General features: G+C 71.3%; 19 protein-coding genes. 11 read left to right on the top strand and 8 right to left on the bottom strand.

Going from position 1 to position 14,097, the window contains the following annotated elements:
- Positions 1–53 precede the first annotated feature (53 nt).
- Positions 54–761, top strand: a complete 708-nt coding sequence (locus tag ABEG18_RS12755; RefSeq protein ID WP_406858432.1) for a Crp/Fnr family transcriptional regulator — start codon at positions 54–56, stop codon at positions 759–761.
- A gap of 17 nt (positions 762–778) precedes the next feature.
- On the opposite strand, the gene ABEG18_RS12750 is transcribed toward ABEG18_RS12755, so the two are convergent.
- Positions 779–1,006: a DUF1858 domain-containing protein gene (locus ABEG18_RS12750; RefSeq protein ID WP_406858431.1), complete on the bottom strand. Its 228-nt coding sequence runs from the start codon at positions 1,004–1,006 to the stop codon at positions 779–781.
- Between the two features lie 159 nt (positions 1,007–1,165).
- On the opposite strand from ABEG18_RS12750, the gene ABEG18_RS12745 reads away from it, so the two are divergent.
- The 5 genes from ABEG18_RS12745 (at position 1,166) to ccoG (ending at position 6,106) form a co-directional block, all read left to right on the top strand.
- A complete protein-coding gene (locus ABEG18_RS12745; RefSeq protein WP_406858430.1) occupies positions 1,166–1,858 on the top strand; it encodes an NnrU family protein in 693 nt (230 codons plus the stop codon).
- Between the two features lie 122 nt (positions 1,859–1,980).
- Positions 1,981–2,319: a hypothetical protein gene (locus tag ABEG18_RS12740; protein ID WP_406858429.1), complete on the top strand. Its 339-nt coding sequence runs from the start codon at positions 1,981–1,983 to the stop codon at positions 2,317–2,319.
- 125 nt (positions 2,320–2,444) lie between these two features.
- Positions 2,445–3,578, top strand: coding sequence for a copper-containing nitrite reductase (nirK, locus tag ABEG18_RS12735; RefSeq protein ID WP_406858428.1), 1,134 nt, complete (start codon positions 2,445–2,447; stop codon positions 3,576–3,578).
- A gap of 60 nt (positions 3,579–3,638) precedes the next feature.
- The gene (locus ABEG18_RS12730; RefSeq protein WP_406858427.1) at positions 3,639–4,526 is read left to right on the top strand and encodes an SUMF1/EgtB/PvdO family nonheme iron enzyme; all 888 of its coding nucleotides are present in this window, start codon (positions 3,639–3,641) and stop codon (positions 4,524–4,526) included.
- Between the two features lie 98 nt (positions 4,527–4,624).
- Entirely contained in the window at positions 4,625–6,106 is a 1,482-nt protein-coding gene (gene ccoG, locus ABEG18_RS12725; RefSeq protein WP_406858426.1) for a cytochrome c oxidase accessory protein CcoG, read from the top strand.
- Between the two features lie 9 nt (positions 6,107–6,115).
- On the opposite strand, the gene ABEG18_RS12720 is transcribed toward ccoG, so the two are convergent.
- Both ABEG18_RS12720 and ABEG18_RS12715 read right to left on the bottom strand, forming a co-directional pair.
- Positions 6,116–6,544, bottom strand: a complete 429-nt coding sequence (locus tag ABEG18_RS12720) for a hypothetical protein (RefSeq protein WP_406858425.1) — start codon at positions 6,542–6,544, stop codon at positions 6,116–6,118.
- 178 nt (positions 6,545–6,722) lie between these two features.
- On the bottom strand, positions 6,723–6,926 hold the full coding sequence (locus ABEG18_RS12715) for a hypothetical protein (protein ID WP_406858424.1): 204 nt from the start codon (positions 6,924–6,926) through the stop codon (positions 6,723–6,725).
- Between the two features lie 191 nt (positions 6,927–7,117).
- Here ABEG18_RS12715 and ABEG18_RS12710 point away from each other — a divergent pair, with 191 nt between their 5' ends.
- Positions 7,118–7,537, top strand: coding sequence for a hypothetical protein (locus ABEG18_RS12710; RefSeq protein WP_406858423.1), 420 nt, complete (start codon positions 7,118–7,120; stop codon positions 7,535–7,537).
- On the opposite strand, the gene ABEG18_RS12705 is transcribed toward ABEG18_RS12710, so the two are convergent.
- The 3 genes from ABEG18_RS12705 to ABEG18_RS12695 form a co-directional block, all read right to left on the bottom strand.
- Positions 7,538–8,524: a class I SAM-dependent methyltransferase gene (locus ABEG18_RS12705; RefSeq protein ID WP_406858422.1), complete on the bottom strand. Its 987-nt coding sequence runs from the start codon at positions 8,522–8,524 to the stop codon at positions 7,538–7,540. It abuts the gene before it with no gap.
- 118 nt (positions 8,525–8,642) lie between these two features.
- Positions 8,643–8,981, bottom strand: a complete 339-nt coding sequence (locus tag ABEG18_RS12700; protein ID WP_406858421.1) for a hypothetical protein — start codon at positions 8,979–8,981, stop codon at positions 8,643–8,645.
- Positions 8,982–9,264: 283 nt separating this feature from the next.
- Positions 9,265–9,576, bottom strand: a complete 312-nt coding sequence (locus ABEG18_RS12695) for a hypothetical protein (protein ID WP_406858420.1) — start codon at positions 9,574–9,576, stop codon at positions 9,265–9,267.
- Between the two features lie 291 nt (positions 9,577–9,867).
- Between ABEG18_RS12695 and ABEG18_RS12690 the strand changes: the two genes are divergently transcribed.
- From ABEG18_RS12690 to ABEG18_RS12680, 3 genes are read left to right on the top strand one after another with little or no spacing between them, the layout of a single operon-like run.
- Positions 9,868–11,745: an ArnT family glycosyltransferase gene (locus ABEG18_RS12690; protein WP_406858419.1), complete on the top strand. Its 1,878-nt coding sequence runs from the start codon at positions 9,868–9,870 to the stop codon at positions 11,743–11,745.
- Positions 11,742–12,530 (top strand): glycosyltransferase family 2 protein, encoded by a 789-nt coding sequence (locus tag ABEG18_RS12685; RefSeq protein WP_406858418.1) that lies wholly within the window; start codon positions 11,742–11,744, stop codon positions 12,528–12,530. The genes ABEG18_RS12690 and ABEG18_RS12685 overlap by 4 nt, the downstream gene beginning before the upstream one ends.
- Positions 12,530–12,844 (top strand): lipid-A-disaccharide synthase N-terminal domain-containing protein, encoded by a 315-nt coding sequence (locus ABEG18_RS12680; protein ID WP_406858417.1) that lies wholly within the window; start codon positions 12,530–12,532, stop codon positions 12,842–12,844. Before ABEG18_RS12685 ends, ABEG18_RS12680 begins: the two co-directional genes overlap by 1 nt.
- Here the strand turns inward: ABEG18_RS12680 and ABEG18_RS12675 are convergent.
- Positions 12,841–13,119 carry an acylphosphatase gene (locus tag ABEG18_RS12675; RefSeq protein WP_406858416.1) on the bottom strand — a complete coding sequence of 93 codons (279 nt, stop codon included), beginning with the start codon at positions 13,117–13,119 and terminating at the stop codon, positions 12,841–12,843. The two genes, ABEG18_RS12680 and ABEG18_RS12675, sit on opposite strands and share 4 nt — an antisense overlap.
- Before the next feature lie 183 nt (positions 13,120–13,302).
- Here ABEG18_RS12675 and ABEG18_RS12670 point away from each other — a divergent pair, with 183 nt between their 5' ends.
- On the top strand, positions 13,303–13,608 hold the full coding sequence (locus ABEG18_RS12670; protein WP_406858415.1) for a hypothetical protein: 306 nt from the start codon (positions 13,303–13,305) through the stop codon (positions 13,606–13,608).
- A 53-nt stretch (positions 13,609–13,661) separates the two neighbouring features.
- On the opposite strand, the gene ABEG18_RS12665 is transcribed toward ABEG18_RS12670, so the two are convergent.
- Positions 13,662–13,955: a hypothetical protein gene (locus tag ABEG18_RS12665; protein WP_406858414.1), complete on the bottom strand. Its 294-nt coding sequence runs from the start codon at positions 13,953–13,955 to the stop codon at positions 13,662–13,664.
- Positions 13,956–14,097 lie beyond the last annotated feature (142 nt).

The raw sequence follows: 14,097 nt of genomic DNA, 5'->3' as shown, positions 1-14,097 counted from the left end.
GCCCGCCGGCGCCGGCCCGGCCGCATGCGCCCCCGACCCGATGGAGCTCCCCGATGGCCGCCCTTGACCGCTCGATCGTCCTCGGGATGCCGATCTTCGACGGGCTCGGCCCGGAGCAGCTCGACGAGGTGCTGGCCCAGGCCCGTTCGGTGCGGCTGCCCAAGGGCGGCGCGGCGTTCGAGCAGGATCGCGAGGCCGACTCCTTCTTCGTGCTGCTGCACGGCAATCTGCAGGTGGTGAAGCTGACCCCGGCGGGCCAGCAGGTGGTGATCCGCTACGTGGCGCCGGGCGAGATGTTCGGCATCGCCGTCCAGATGGGGCGGCCGACCTACCCGGCCACCGCGACGGCGGTGGTGGACAGCGTCATGCTGGTCTGGCCATCGACGGCCTGGCCCGGGCTCGTCGCCCGCTGTCCGTCACTCGCCGCCAGCGCCCTGCAGACGGTCGGGTCCCGGCTCAACGACGCGCATGTGCGCGTAGTCGAGATGTCGACGGAGGACGTGGAGCGCCGGGTCGCGCATGCGCTGCTGCGCCTCGTCCAGCAGGCCGGCCGCAAGCTGGAGCGGGGGATCGAGATCGATTTCCCGATCACGCGCCAGGACGTGGCCGAGATGACGGGCACCACGCTGCACACCGTCAGCCGCATCCTCAGCGCCTGGGAGGACCAGGGCCTCGTCGAGGGCGGGCGCCAGCGCATCGTCGTGCTGGATCCCCACCGCCTGTTCGGCCTCGCCGAGCGCAAGGGCGCGTCCGCCCGCTAGGCGGTCGAGTCCGCCCGCTAGGCGGGCGCGTTCGCCAGGGCCGGCGCCTTGCCCAGGGCGGCGTTCAGCGCGGCCAGGAAGGCGGCGAGGTCCGTCCGGTGTTCCCGGCAGGCGTCCGCGACCGTGTGGAAGCATCCGATCGGACATCCCACGCACAGGAACCTGGCGTCCAGGAAGGCGCGGATCGTGCCGGGCCATCGGCGCATGACGTCGTCGACCAGCATGTCGGAAGTGATCGTGTCCATGGAGGAACTCCTTCTGAACCACCATCCTAGCCGGCAGGGCAGGGGGGTCTTTGCTCCCCGACAAGCACCCCGCCAATGGCCGGCCGGGGCGGGCGCTCCGGCGGCGGACTTTGACGCCCGACAAAGACGCCCGCGCCGCAGGCGGGCGAAGAGCTTTCCATGACGCAGTTCCTCGCGGCGCTCGGCGCCTTCCTGCTGGCCCATCTGGTCCCATCGGCCCCGGGCGTCCGGCCCTGGCTGATCGCCAGGGTGGGGCGGCCCGCCTATCTGGCCGGTTACTCCGTGCTGTCGCTGGCGCTGCTGGCGTGGGTGGTCCGGGCCGGGCTCGCCGCCGAGCCGGTCGTGCTATGGGAGCCGGCGGCCTGGCAGTGGATGGTCCCGTTCGTCGCGATGCCGATCTCGCTGGTCCTGATCCTGGCGGGGCTGGCGGCCCCCAACCCGCTCTCGATCAGCCTGCGGGCGGGCGGCAAGGCGCCGGCCATCGCCAGCGTCACGCGCCATCCCGTGCTGTGGGGCTTCCTGCTCTGGGCCGCCGCGCACATTCCGCCGAACGGGCGGCTGGTCCCGGCCGTCACCTTCGGGGCGATGGCGGCGCTCTCGGCCGCCGGCTTCGCGCTGCTCGACCGCAAGTCGCGGCTGCGGCTCGGCGAGGCCCGCTGGACCGCGCTTGCGGGCCGCACCTCGATCCTGCCCTTCGCGGCGCTGCTGGGGGGCAGGGCCCCGGCCGCGCGCTGGGGCGAATTGGGGCCGCCGGCCGCGGCCGCGCTCCTGGTTTACGCGTGGTTCGTGGTCCAGGGCCACGCTTTGCTGATCGGCCGGGACCCGCTGGCGGGGCTCCTGGCCTGGTTCTGACCGGACGCTCCTCTCCGGGCAAACACCCATTGGGTCATTGACGGATTTAGCGCGGGCTCCCGCCCGTCTACAACTGGGGCGGGCGGGCGCGAATGCGCGCCTTCGCCGATGGAGACGACGCCATGAAGATCCGCCTGATGATGCCCGCCGCGCAGTTCTCCGCGCTGGAGCTCCTCGTCGCGCTGCCGCCGGAGACGCTGGGCTTCCACGCCGGCGACCACCGCCCCGCGGCCCGGATGCGCGCCATCGCGGATGCGGGCTGGGCCCATGCGCGCGACGGTCAGGTCCGCGCCGACCTGCCGCTCGCCGACGTCCAGTTCGCGATCAACTGCGCTGCGCGTGCCGCCCGCGCCGTCCCGCTGAACCGGGACTCGCTGGCCCGCACCCTGCACAGTCGCCTCGCCGACGTCCTCGAGCGCCTGGAGGAGGCGGTGTTCTCCTCTCCGGCGCTGGCGGCCTGAGGCGCCTTCGCGCCGAAGTCGCCGCGACAAGGTCTTCCGGACTTTGTTGCGCAGCAAAGAAGACAGGCCGGACGCGGCGCATGGTCTCGTTCGTGGAACAAAGACATCAAACCACGGAGACATCCATGTTCACCCGCCGCGCCATGATGGCAGCCGCCGCCTTCGCCTCCCTCGTCGCCGCCGTCCCGGCGCTCGCCGACGACGTCGCGAAGCTCCCCCGCGAGCAGGTCGAGCTCGTCCCCCCGCCCTTCATCCACTCCCATGAGCAGGCCACCAAGGCCGGCCCGAAGGTCGTCCAGTTCAAGATGATCATCCAGGAGATGCAGCTCGTCATCGACAACGAGGGCACCAAGATCCACGCCATGACGTTCAACGGGTCCGTGCCCGGCCCGCTGATGGTCGTCCACCAGGGCGACTATGTCGAGCTGACGCTAGTCAACCCCGACACCAACATGATGGCCCACAACATCGACTTCCATTCCGCCACGGGCGGACTGGGCGGGGGCGAGCTCACGATGGTGAACCCCGGCGAGCAGACCGTGCTGCGCTGGAAGGCGGACCGGGCCGGCGTCTTCGTCTATCACTGCGCGCCGGGCGGGGCGATGATCCCCTGGCACGTCACCTCCGGCATGAACGGCGCCGTGATGGTGCTGCCGCGCGACGGCCTCAAGGACGAGAACGGCAAGCCGCTGCACTACGACAAGGCCTATTACATCGGCGAGCAGGACTTCTACGTTCCGCGCGACGAGAAGGGCAAGTTCAAGTCCTATGAGAGCGCCGGCGAGGCCTATCCCGATCAGGTCGAGGTGATGCGCAAGCTGATCCCCACCCACGAGGTGTTCAACGGCAAGGTCGGCGCCCTGACGGGCAAGAACGCGCTCACCGCCAAGGTCGGCGAGCAGGTGCTTCTGGTCCACAGCCAGGCGAACCGGGACACCCGTCCGCACCTGATCGGCGGGCATGGCGACTATGTGTGGGAGAGCGGCAAATTCGCCAACCGGCCCGAGAAGGACCTGGAGACCTGGTTCATCCGCGGCGGATCGGCCGGGGCCGCGCTCTACACCTTCAAGCAGCCCGGCATCTACGCCTATGTGAACCACAACCTCATCGAGGCCGTGGAGCTGGGCGCCACCGCCCACTTCAAGGTCGAGGGCAAGTGGAACGACGACCTGATGAAGCAGGTCACGCCTCCCGGCCCGATCGGCGCCGGCGAGAAGACCGGGGCGCTCGAGATGGCCCCGGCGGCCCACAAGCACTGACGGCCCGGGCGGCCCGTCCCGAGGCGGGCCGCTCCTCCCTTCCACGCAGAGGCTCACGCCATGCTGGCCATCGTCAAAACCAAGCTCGCCCTCAAGGTCGCCCTCCTGGCCGCCGCGCCGCTGGCGGGCGCGACCGGCCTCGCCCATCTCCCGACGGCGCCGTCCGAGCGCCCCGCGGTGGTCATGGTGGCGCCGGGGGCCTTCCAGTATCGGGTCGCGGGCGACTTCGCCGTGGCCGGGCGCACCGTCAACGCGCCGCTGCGGACCTACGCCTTCAGCAAGCCGCTCATCGTCATGCAGCGCCAGGTCAGCGCCGCCGAATTCGACCGCTGCGTCGCGGCCGGCGGCTGCGACCGCCGGAGCGGCGGCGAGGGGGGCCGTCCCGACCTGCCCGCCATCGGCGTGAGCTGGCAGGACGCGACCGCCTACGCGGCCTGGTTCTCGCGCCAGACCGGCGAGGCCTGGCGCCTGCCCACCGACGTCGAATGGGCCTATGCGGCGCAGGAACGCTTCCACGACGACGCCGTCCTGGGCGACGACGGAACGGACTCCTTCACCCAGCGCTGGCTGGCCAAATACGAGCAGGAATCGGCCCGCCCGGCCTTCGCCGAGAAGGCGCCGCGCCCGATCGGGGGCTTCGGGGTGAACCGGCGCGGCCTCGCCGACCTCGCCGGGAATGTCTGGGAGTGGACCGACACCTGCTTCCTGCGCCAGGGCCTCGACGCCGCCGGCGAGCCGACCGGCCCGCGCACCGTCAATTGCGGCGTGCGCGTCGTCGAAGGGCAGCATCGCGCCTATGTGACGGATTTCGTGCGCGACGCCCGCGCCGGCGGCTGCTCGGTCGGCGCGCCGCCCACCAATCTGGGCTTCCGCCTGGTGCGGGACGACGCCGGCCTCGTGAAGGCGCTGGCGTCCCGCATCCGGTCCTGGCTGTCGCCGCGCGCCTGACGCGCTCCTGGGACGACCGCTCCGGTCTTTGCTCCCCGACAAACAGCCTTTCGGCGGTTCGGACTACGGGTGGTGGACATCGTTCCCCCGGAGCTCCCATGGTCGCCCTCGACATCTCCCACGCCCGCCGCCGGCCCCTTCCGCAAGCCGATGCGCCTGTCCGCGCGCCGGCTGCGCCGAGCGCTCCCCGCCGCAAGGCCGACGCGCCCCGGCCCGGCGGGCCGGTCACGCCGCAATCGGTGAAGGGCCGCTTCCGGCGGATCAAATGGACCTCCCTGGCGTTCTGCCTCGCCGTCTACGGGCTGCTGCCCTTCCTGCGATGGGATCGCGGGCCGGACGCGCCGGGCCAGGCCGTGCTCTTCGATTTCGTCAAGGGCCGGCTCTACGTGTTCTTCATCGAGATCTGGCCGCAGGAGCTCTACTACCTCACCGGCCTGCTGATCCTCGCCTCGCTCGTCCTGATCCTCCTGAACGCCGTGGCGGGCCGGGTCTGGTGCGGCTTCCTCTGCCCGCAGACCGTCTGGACGGACCTCTTCCTCGCCGTGGAGCGCGCCATCGAAGGCGACAGGCGCGAGAGGCTGCGCAAGCGCGAGGCCGGGCTCGGCCCGAGGCGGATCGCCGAGCTCGCCGCCAAGCACGCCGCCTGGCTGGCCATCGCGACCTGGACCGGCGCCGGCCTCGTCCTCTATTTCGGCGACGCCCCGCAGACCCTCCGCGACCTGATGGCCGGAGAGGCCTCGGCGCTGGCCTATGCGTGGGTCGCCATCATCGCGGGCCTCACCTACCTGCTGGCGGGCTTCGCGCGCGAGCAGGTATGCACCTTCATGTGTCCGTGGCCGCGGCTGCAGGGCGCCATCTGGGATCCGGAGGCGCTGACCGTCAATTACCGCGACTATCGCGGCGAGCCGCGCGGCTCGGCCAAGAAGGCCGAGCAGCTGCGCGCCGCCGGCGAGCCCGCCGGGGACTGCGTCGACTGCCTGCAATGCGTGACGGTCTGCCCCATCGGCATCGACATCCGCGAGGGGCCGAACTTCGCCTGCATCAATTGCGGGCTCTGCGTCGACGCCTGCGACGGCGTCATGACGAAGCTGAACCGGCCGACCGGCCTGATCGCCTATGAGAGCTGGACCAATATCGAGCGTGGCCGCCGCCGCGAGCCGCAGAGCCGGCGCGTCATCCGGCCCAAGACCCTGGGCCTCGCCGCCGCGGCGCTCGCGCTGGCCGGCGGCATGGGCGTGGCGCTGGCGCAGCGCACGGCCGGGTCGCTCACCGTCCTGCATGACCGCAATCCCACGGCCGTCCGCCTCTCCGACGGCAGGGTCCGCAACGGCTACACCCTGCGCCTGGTCAACAAGGACCGGCGGGCCAGGACCTTCGCGATCGCGGTGACGGGCGGCGGCGACGTCGCGCTGGCGCTGATCGGCAGCCAGACCGTGGAGGCGGAGGGGGACGCCACGGTCGAGGTCCGGGCGACGCTGACCGGCGCCGGCGCCGCGTCCGGCCCGGTCGTCTTCGAGGCCCGCGACCTGTCGGGCGCCGCCCGTTTCCAGGCCGCCGACACCTTCATGGCCGCGCCCTAGCGGGCGGGGTCAGGCGGGCGCCGCAGGCTCCAGAGCGACCGCCTCGAAGCGGCGCCATGGGCCGGACAGCTCCGGCAGTCCCGCGATCGGGCGGAGCGCGTCATGGCGCAGGCCCCAGCGCCGCCTGGACCCGCAGACCTCGCAGCCGCAGAAGGGCGGGCTGTTGCGCGGCCTGAGATGAACGGGCGCCGCCCTGATCGGCTGAGGCGGAGGGGCGGGGGCCTGGCTGACCTGCACCGGCTTGAGGACGACCCGGCCGCCCGGTCCCATCATCCACACCACGTCCTCGGCGCCGATCGTGCCGAGATCCGCCTGCTCCCGGATATGGCGCGCCGCCGTCACGATCGCCGCCGCGTCATCGAAGGACCGCACGTCGCCGAGCGACACCACCGAGCCGTCTGTCTTGGCGTAAAGCGGATAGATCCTGAGTTCGGGCATCGTCCAGCAACCACTCCGTGGGCGCCGGCTTGCGACGCAGCCGGCGACGGATAGTTTCATGTATGCTGTATGGCTCTAGTGCGGCGCCAAAATGGCCGGGGCGCAGCGAGCGTTCCCGCGCCGCCCGCCATCGTCCCGTCGCGCACGAAGCTTCAAATGACGAAAGCGGCCCGCCGGCTCAGCCGCTCTGGGACGCGCGAGCGGCGGCCTGGCTGACGCGCTCCGCCGACAGGCGGCGGCGGACGTCGGCCAGCTGGCGGACGGCCTCCGCCGTGACCACCCTGGAGGCTCGCAGCTCCTCCCGCAGGGTTCTGGCGTGGGCGAGTTCGATGCTGGACAGGCGCAAAAGTTCGTCCGCGCGTTGGATCAGGGCGTCGGGCATCGGGGGTCCTCAACGGGCGCCGAAACGTGCTTCATGACAAATGACCACGCAACATTTAGTGCGGTAACAGGCGAAGCCCAGCCCCGGCTCTCACCAGCGAGGCGGCAGGCGGCCCTTGCGCTCGCCATAGATGACGGCCATTGCTGCGCGTGATGTCCGAATTGCGACACTTTCCGCCGCCGTGGTCGGTCTTGCGCGAGACCGGGGGCTACGCCATCGCCGATGCGACGGGCTTGCGCCTGGCCTTCGTGGACGCGGGCGAACTCTCGTTCGACGACGGCGACCCCAAGGACCGGCTGCTCCTCGACGACGCGCTGTGGACGGCGGGGGCCATCGCCCAGATCCCGGTCCTGATGGGCGCGATCGACCCGCCGGAAACCGCCTGGGCGCCCGTCAATTTCCAGAGGCTGCCCTTGCCGTGGCAGCTTCTGGAAGGCGCCGGCTTCTTCCTGATCCGCGCCGTCAACATGACGTCCGTGTGCTGGATCCACTACGGCCCGGAGCGCGGCCTCGATCGCGAGGAGGCCCACCGGGTGGCCAATGGCGTCCTCAGCCTGCCGGAGATGCTGGCCGGCCTCGCCGCCGGCAAGACCCTTCGAGCCAAGGGCTGATCAGGCCCCGGCCGCCGTGAGGCCTTCGGCGCGGCGGGTGGTGCGGGGCTTCGCCGCCTGGCGCTCGTAATAGGCCAGCATGTCGGCCGGCCGGATCGCCACCTCGCTGCGCCTGCCCATGAAATAGACGCCGCAGGCCGCGTCCGCGTTGTTGCGGCGGCGGGCCACGCGATCGAGAAAGCGCAGCGCGAAGAAGGGCAGGGTGAGCGCCGTCGCGGCCTTGTCCGGCGCCCCGAGCGCCCGGAGCAGGTAGCGGATCGACCAGATCGTCGCCGTGCCGGCCCCGCCGACCGGGCCCGAATCCACCTCCTCGAAGCTCCGGAAAAGCCAGCGGTGCCCGCTCAGGGTGAAGCGGGTGAAATCATAGGCGCCCTCATGGACCTGCTGCATGAAGGGCGTGTCGGCGTAGACGAGCCCGCCGGGACGCAGCACCCGGTGGATCTCGGCGACCACGATGGCCGGATCCAGCACGTGCTCCAGCACCGCCTGGATCCAGATGGCGTCGAACGTCCCCGTGGCGAAGGGGAGCTTGTGGGCGTCCGCCACGTAATGGGTGTGACGGGACGCGTAGACGTCCGTGCAGACCAGGTCGATGTCGTCCCTCTCGTAGAGCTCGGAGGCACCGGAGCCGACCGCGCCGCCGCCGATCACCAGGATGGCCGGCCTCGGCCGCACTCGCTTGGCCTCCCGGACGAGCCGCGCGCACATGGCCGCGGCGACGGGGTTGCTGCCGATCACGAGCTCCCTCAGGCGGGTCTTCAGCGATTGTCCGGTGTCGTCACGGGGACGCACCGAACCGCGGCCGTCCTGGAACGCGCCTTCGGTGAAGATGCTGGCTTCGAAGTCGACGAGAACGGGCTGTCCGCTGACGCTCATGAAGCTGCGCTTCGACAGCCCGCAGGCTGCGTTCTGGCAGGCGTAGCGCTCGCCAAGAGGCGCGATGGCCCCCAGACAGCGAGGGCACCGCGCGACGTCGATCAGCCTCATCCTGCGACTCCTTAACAATTCGTTAACACGAACGTCAGGAGGCGCGGCAAGTCACGCAGGACTTCGTCCCATGGTTAACGAGACTTGATCATGAGCAAGGCCGGTTCGGCGCGTGCGGTCAGCCCGCCCGGGAGCCCGCGAGCGCCATCCGCTGAGGTGCGGGGCGGAGCGGTTCGGGCGGCGGGCGGACGGCCAGGCGCAGCTTGGCGTCGAGCAGCGCGTCCGAGATCTGGTCGCAGATCTCCTCCAGCACGACGCTGCGCGGCGCGTCGGGAGGGATGCGGCCGAGGATGTAGGCCGCGCGTTCCCGGCATTGCAGCGCGAGCTGCTCCAGTTCGCGGACGGCGTCGCCGGGATGGGTGAGCGCGAAGGCGGTCGTCAGGTCGGTGAGCGCGCTGCGCAGCAGGGAGTTGGCGACCTGCAGTTCGGCGAAGCTTTCGTTCCGGCGCATCATCATCGTCTTTGCGGATCTCCGCCCCACGCCTGAATGCTCCCACGAACCCGTGATCGGTTCGTCGCCGAAATGCGTCCAATTCGACGCAAGCCGGCGACTTTCGGGCCGCGCATAGAAAAGGCCCCGCCGGAGCGGGGCCGAAGTCAGGGAGGAAGTTGCAATATGTGGATACTACTCTGATTCCGATCATTCGACCGTCACAGAAAGGACACAGGCGGTCGGGAACTGGAATCGGCGCTCCGAAACCTACAAAGCAGGGTTCGCCAACACGCCCGGACCGGCCCGATTACGAGGCCACGGGAGCGTCGGATGCGCGTTCGACGACGTTGAAACAGTCCTGAACGGCGTCGTCCGGCTCGAAACTGCTTTCCGCGGAGGCGAAAGCGGCCTCCATCATCCGCGAATAGTCGTCCTGCGCGAATTCCAGGCCGAGTTCGTCGGCCAGGTTGAGATGGTGGCCCCAGCCGGCGCGCAGCATGGCGGGAGACGGAGCGGCCAATGTCAGCCGCACGGCCCTGACCAGGGCCTCGAGCTCCTGGTCGCTGAGGGCCGACCGGCGCCCGATCGCACGAAGCTGGCGGGCGAATTCATGGGTCAAGGCGGATACTTTCGACACGTGCCAACCCCATGTTCAACTTTGACGAAGCCCTGCGCCCAGTCTTGGTTCTTTTCACCTGATGGATGTGCGCCAGCGCACATCTCCGCCTTGACCGCTTCGGGCATGAGATGCACCCGGCGCGACAGCCTCGCCCCATCCTCCGCCGCAGCATGATTGCGTCCCGCAACTCGTGCGGGTTGGAAATTCCCGCGAAAGCCCTTATGCCTCCCGCCGGGCCGCCTCGGCTCGGGAGGGCCGCCTCTCACCCGCGAGGCTCTGCCGGGGTCGTCCATGTCCTCTCCGCCGCTCTTCGAGCGCCTGTTCGGTTTCGTCGAGGCCAGCCATGCGCGGGCCGCCGCCATGCTGGTGGTGATCTGCCTGGCCCTGTTCGCGCCGGGCCTGCGCGGCATGCCGCCGATGGATCGGGACGAGCCACGATTCGCGCAGGCCTCGAAGCAGATGCTGGAGACCGGCGACCCGGTCGACATCCGCTTCCAGGGCGAGGCGCGCCACAAGAAGCCCGTCGGGATCTACTGGATGCAGGCCGCGGCGGTGTCGGCCGGCGAGGCGCTGGGGGTTCCCGCCGCGCGCACCACGATCTGGCTCTACCGCTTGCCCTCGCTCTTGGGCGCGATGCTGACGGTGCTGTTCACCTATGCGGCCGCCGTGGCGCTCTCCACCCGCAGGGCGGCCTTCGTCGCCGCGCTCCTCACGGCGTCGGTGATCCTGCTCGGGGTCGAGGCTCGCCTGGCCAAGACGGACGCCGTCGTCGCCGCCACGGTGGCGATCGCCATGGCCGCGCTGGCCCGGGTCTACATGAACCAGGACGACCGGGGGTGGCGCCTCTCCTGGGGCTGGGTCGCGGCGTTCTGGGCCGCGATCGGCGTGGGCGTCCTGGTGAAGGGGCCGATCACGCCGGCCGTGGTCGGGCTCGCGGCGCTGACGCTCGCCGTCGCCGACCGGCGCGCCGGCTGGCTGAAGCGGCTGCGGCCGCTGCCAGGCCTCGCGCTCGTCGTCGTCATCGTCGCCCCCTGGGTGGTGGCGATCACGCTGAAGAGCGGCGGCGCCTTCTTCCAGGAGGCGGTCGGACAGGACATGCTGGCCAAGGTGGGGTCCGGCAAGGAATCCCACGGCGCCCCTCCGGGGTCCTACCTGGCGGCCTTCTTCGCCACCGGGTGGCCGCTCGCGCCCTTCTTCCTGCTGGCGCTGCCTTTCGTGTGGCGGGCGCGACGCTCGCCGACCGTGCTGTTCGCGCTGGCCTGGGCGGTCCCGATGTGGATCGTCTTTGAACTGGTGCCCACCAAGCTGCCCCATTACGTGCTGCCGCTCTATCCGGCGCTGGCCATCCTCACCGGCATCGCGGCCGAGCAGGGCGCTCTCGCCTTGCGCGGCTGGGGCCCCAAGGTCGTGGCCGCGCTGCTGCCCTTGGTCGTGGTCGCGCTTCTGGGCGCCGTGGCCGTCGGGTTCTTCCAGTATGAGCGGACGCTGCCCGTCGCGGCGCTCGCCATCCTGGCGGGCGCGGTCGCGCTCTCGTGGCTGGCCTGGCGCGCCATCGTGGACGGCCTGTTCGGCACCTCCGCGCTCTACGCCGCCCTCACCGCGCTCGCGGTGTGCTGGGGCGTCTACGCCTTCGCGCTGCCAGCCTTCCGGACGACCGCGCTGAGCCCGAGGCTCATGGCCGCGGCCCGCACGGCCGGGCAAGGCGCGGGCTGCGCCGCCCCGGCGCTGGCGACCGCCGGATACCGCGAGCCCAGCCTCGTCTTCCTGGGAGGCACCGGCCTCGCCATGACGGACGGCGAGGGGGCGGCCCGCTTCCTGGCGCAGTCGCCATGCCGCATCGCCTTCGTGGTGCGGTCGATGGAGCCGCAATTCATCGAGGCCGCCCGCAGCGAGGGGCTCACCCCCCGCCTGACGGAGCGGGTGCAGGGCCTCAACCTCAATGGCGGCCGCCGCCTCGACATCGGCGTCTATCTGCGCGACGCCTCCACGGCGGCTCCGGCGCCCGCGGCTTCGGCTCCGGCCGTCGCTCCGGCGGCCGACGTCCCCAAGGCTGAGCCGCCGCCCGCCGCGCCCGCGTCCGAGCCCACCGCGCCGCCGGCCGCCCCCGAGGCGCCGAAGCCGGCCGAAGCCGCGCCCGACGCGGCCGCTCCGAAGGCCAGCCCTCCATGAGCGTCATCCCCGAGGCAGGCCCGCAGGCCGCCGCGACGCCGCGCATCAGCGTGGTCGTCCCGGTGCGCAACGAGCAGGACAATGTCGGCCCCCTGGTCGCCGAGATCGAGGCGGCGTGCGCGCCGCATGGTCCGTTCGAGGTCGTCTATGTCGACGACGGCTCGAGCGACGGCACGCCGGCCGTCCTGCGCGAACTCGCGGCTCAGCGCCCCTGGCTGCGCTGCATCCGCCACGCCGAGAGCTGCGGCCAGAGCGCCGCGGTGAGGACCGGGGCGAGGGCGGCCCGCGCCCCCATCGTGGTCACCATCGACGGCGACGGCCAGAACGACCCGGCCTACATCCCCCGGCTCGTCGCGGCGCTGGAGGCGGCGGGGCCGCGGGCCGGGCTGGCGGCGGGCCAGCGCCTCGGCCGCAAGGACACGGGTTTCAAGAAGCTGCAGTCGCGCGTCGCCAACGGCGTTCGCTCGCGCGTCCTCAAGGACGGCACACGCGACACCGGCTGTGGCCTCAAGGCCGTGCGGCGCGAGGTCTATCTGGCGTTGCCCTATTTCGACGCGCTCCATCGCTTCATGCCGGCCCTCGTCCGCCGCGAGGGCTACGAGGTCGTGCTGGTCGACGTGATCGACCGGCCGCGCCTGACGGGGGTGTCGAATTACGGCTTCTTCGACCGTCTCTGGGTCGGCATCCTCGACCTCGCCGGGGTGTGGTGGCTCATCCGCCGCCGCCGGCGCGTCCCGCAGGCCGTCGAGATCCAGCCGTCCGGGGCCCCGCGGGAGAACGCCTGATGCTCGTCGCCTTCTCGCACGGCCTCGCCGACTACCTCTGGGACGTGTTCATCGCCCGCTTCGACTTCTGGCTGGCCTTCGGCATCGGCGCCCAGTTGCTGTTCACGGCGCGCTTTCTGGTGCAGTGGATCGCGAGCGAGCGGGCGGGGCGCAGCGTCATGCCCATGGCCTTCTGGTTCTTCTCGCTGCTCGGCGGCCTGATGACGCTGGTCTACGGCATCGTCCGGCGCGAACCGGTCATCATCCTGGGGCAGGCGCTGTCGGTGTTCATCTATGTCCGCAACGTCATGCTCATCCTGAAGGAGCGCGGCTAGGCGGTCGGCAGCAGGACGAAGCCGCCGCCGACGGGCTCGGCGTCGTCGAACGTCGTCACCTGCGTCACCTCGGACGCCCTGGGCCCGTGGCGGCAGGCCAGCAGCATGTCGTCGACGGCCTGCGGATCGCCGCAGAACACCGCCTCCACCGAGCCGTCGACCCGGTTGCGCACCCAGCCGGACAGGCCCCTGCGAAGCGCGTGGCGCTCGGTCCAGGCGCGGTAGCCGACGCCCTGCACGCGGCCGGTGATGACGACTCGAACATTGCGGGTCATGCTGCGCTCCCGGAGATGGGCTGGACGCGCGCTGGCGCGTGTCGGGCCGCATCGCCCGGCCCTGTGTGGTTTTTGTGACATCGGCCGCGGATCGGGCCGCTTTCCGGCTGGCGGCGGAACGCTTGGCAGGCGTCCGCATTCGGGTTTAATGGCCCAGGTTGGGCTGTAGCAATGGGGTTTTCAATGCGCATGGGAATGATCGTCCTGGTCGCGGCGGGCGTCGCGGGTTGCATGCCTTCGACCACGAGGGTCTCCGCTCCGTCATCGCCTTCGGCCGTCCAGCCGGTCAGTCCGGGCGCGAAGCGGATCAGCTATGACGGCTCGGGCGGCTACATCCTGCCGGACGGCGCGGTCGTGGCGGCCGATCCCTCCGGCGGCTTCACGCTGCCGAACGGCGCGCGGGTGAACCCGGACGGGCGCGGCGGCGTCGTCCTGCCCAACGGGGCGCGCTGCGCGCCGGACGGCGCGCGCGGCTATATCTGCCCGTAAGCGGGCGCCGCGGCCCAGCGGCCCTGGCGGGCCCGGGGCCGCGACGACCGGCGCTAAACGCCGCCCATCGGGGCGAAGAGGCAGACCTTGCCGCCCGCCGGCTGGATCACCTTCTCGCGGGCCCAGGCGTGCCTGCACCAGTGGAAATCGCGATCGGGCGACATCCGGACGTCGCGGAACGCAATGGTTTCGCCATTGGGCAGAGCATACCCGTTCGGCATGATGCGGACGCTGTCGGGAGACAGCGCCTCGCAGTCCTTGTCGGAGCAGCACTCCCAGGGATACCAGGAGTGAGACATGGCCGGTGACGCAGCCAGAACCATCGACGCCAACGCAAGCGCGCGCATGAGGCCCTCCACGGTGGGGCCGCGCCGGACCGACAGCATCGACGGACGAGCCGGTCGGACGCGGGTTTCGGACACGGAGCGTCGTGCAAGCCCGGGGCCAATCGGACGCCCGGCGCAAACTCTCCGGCGTTGCGCGAGTTGT

The sequence above is a fragment of the Alsobacter sp. KACC 23698 genome (assembly GCF_045348435.1).
Lineage (GTDB): Bacteria > Pseudomonadota > Alphaproteobacteria > Rhizobiales > Beijerinckiaceae > Alsobacter.
The sequence above is the reverse complement of the archived record's forward strand: the minus strand, read 5'-3'. Positions and strand labels throughout refer to the sequence as shown.

Coding starts and splice junctions, on each gene's coding strand:
- nirK (WP_406858428.1), top strand. CDS start 2,445: ATGTTCACCCGCCGCGCCATGATGGCAGCCGCCGCCTTCGCCTCCCTC.
- ABEG18_RS12715 (WP_406858424.1), bottom strand. CDS start 6,926: ATGCCCGACGCCCTGATCCAACGCGCGGACGAACTTTTGCGCCTGTCC.
- ABEG18_RS12700 (WP_406858421.1), bottom strand. CDS start 8,981: ATGATGATGCGCCGGAACGAAAGCTTCGCCGAACTGCAGGTCGCCAAC.
- ABEG18_RS12720 (WP_406858425.1), bottom strand. CDS start 6,544: ATGCCCGAACTCAGGATCTATCCGCTTTACGCCAAGACAGACGGCTCG.
- ccoG (WP_406858426.1), top strand. CDS start 4,625: ATGGTCGCCCTCGACATCTCCCACGCCCGCCGCCGGCCCCTTCCGCAA.
- ABEG18_RS12675 (WP_406858416.1), bottom strand. CDS start 13,119: ATGACCCGCAATGTTCGAGTCGTCATCACCGGCCGCGTGCAGGGCGTC.
- ABEG18_RS12670 (WP_406858415.1), top strand. CDS start 13,303: ATGCGCATGGGAATGATCGTCCTGGTCGCGGCGGGCGTCGCGGGTTGC.
- ABEG18_RS12755 (WP_406858432.1), top strand. CDS start 54: ATGGCCGCCCTTGACCGCTCGATCGTCCTCGGGATGCCGATCTTCGAC.
- ABEG18_RS12730 (WP_406858427.1), top strand. CDS start 3,639: ATGCTGGCCATCGTCAAAACCAAGCTCGCCCTCAAGGTCGCCCTCCTG.
- ABEG18_RS12665 (WP_406858414.1), bottom strand. CDS start 13,955: ATGCGCGCGCTTGCGTTGGCGTCGATGGTTCTGGCTGCGTCACCGGCC.
- ABEG18_RS12745 (WP_406858430.1), top strand. CDS start 1,166: ATGACGCAGTTCCTCGCGGCGCTCGGCGCCTTCCTGCTGGCCCATCTG.
- ABEG18_RS12690 (WP_406858419.1), top strand. CDS start 9,868: ATGTCCTCTCCGCCGCTCTTCGAGCGCCTGTTCGGTTTCGTCGAGGCC.
- ABEG18_RS12705 (WP_406858422.1), bottom strand. CDS start 8,524: ATGAGGCTGATCGACGTCGCGCGGTGCCCTCGCTGTCTGGGGGCCATC.
- ABEG18_RS12750 (WP_406858431.1), bottom strand. CDS start 1,006: ATGGACACGATCACTTCCGACATGCTGGTCGACGACGTCATGCGCCGA.
- ABEG18_RS12740 (WP_406858429.1), top strand. CDS start 1,981: ATGAAGATCCGCCTGATGATGCCCGCCGCGCAGTTCTCCGCGCTGGAG.
- ABEG18_RS12685 (WP_406858418.1), top strand. CDS start 11,742: ATGAGCGTCATCCCCGAGGCAGGCCCGCAGGCCGCCGCGACGCCGCGC.
- ABEG18_RS12680 (WP_406858417.1), top strand. CDS start 12,530: ATGCTCGTCGCCTTCTCGCACGGCCTCGCCGACTACCTCTGGGACGTG.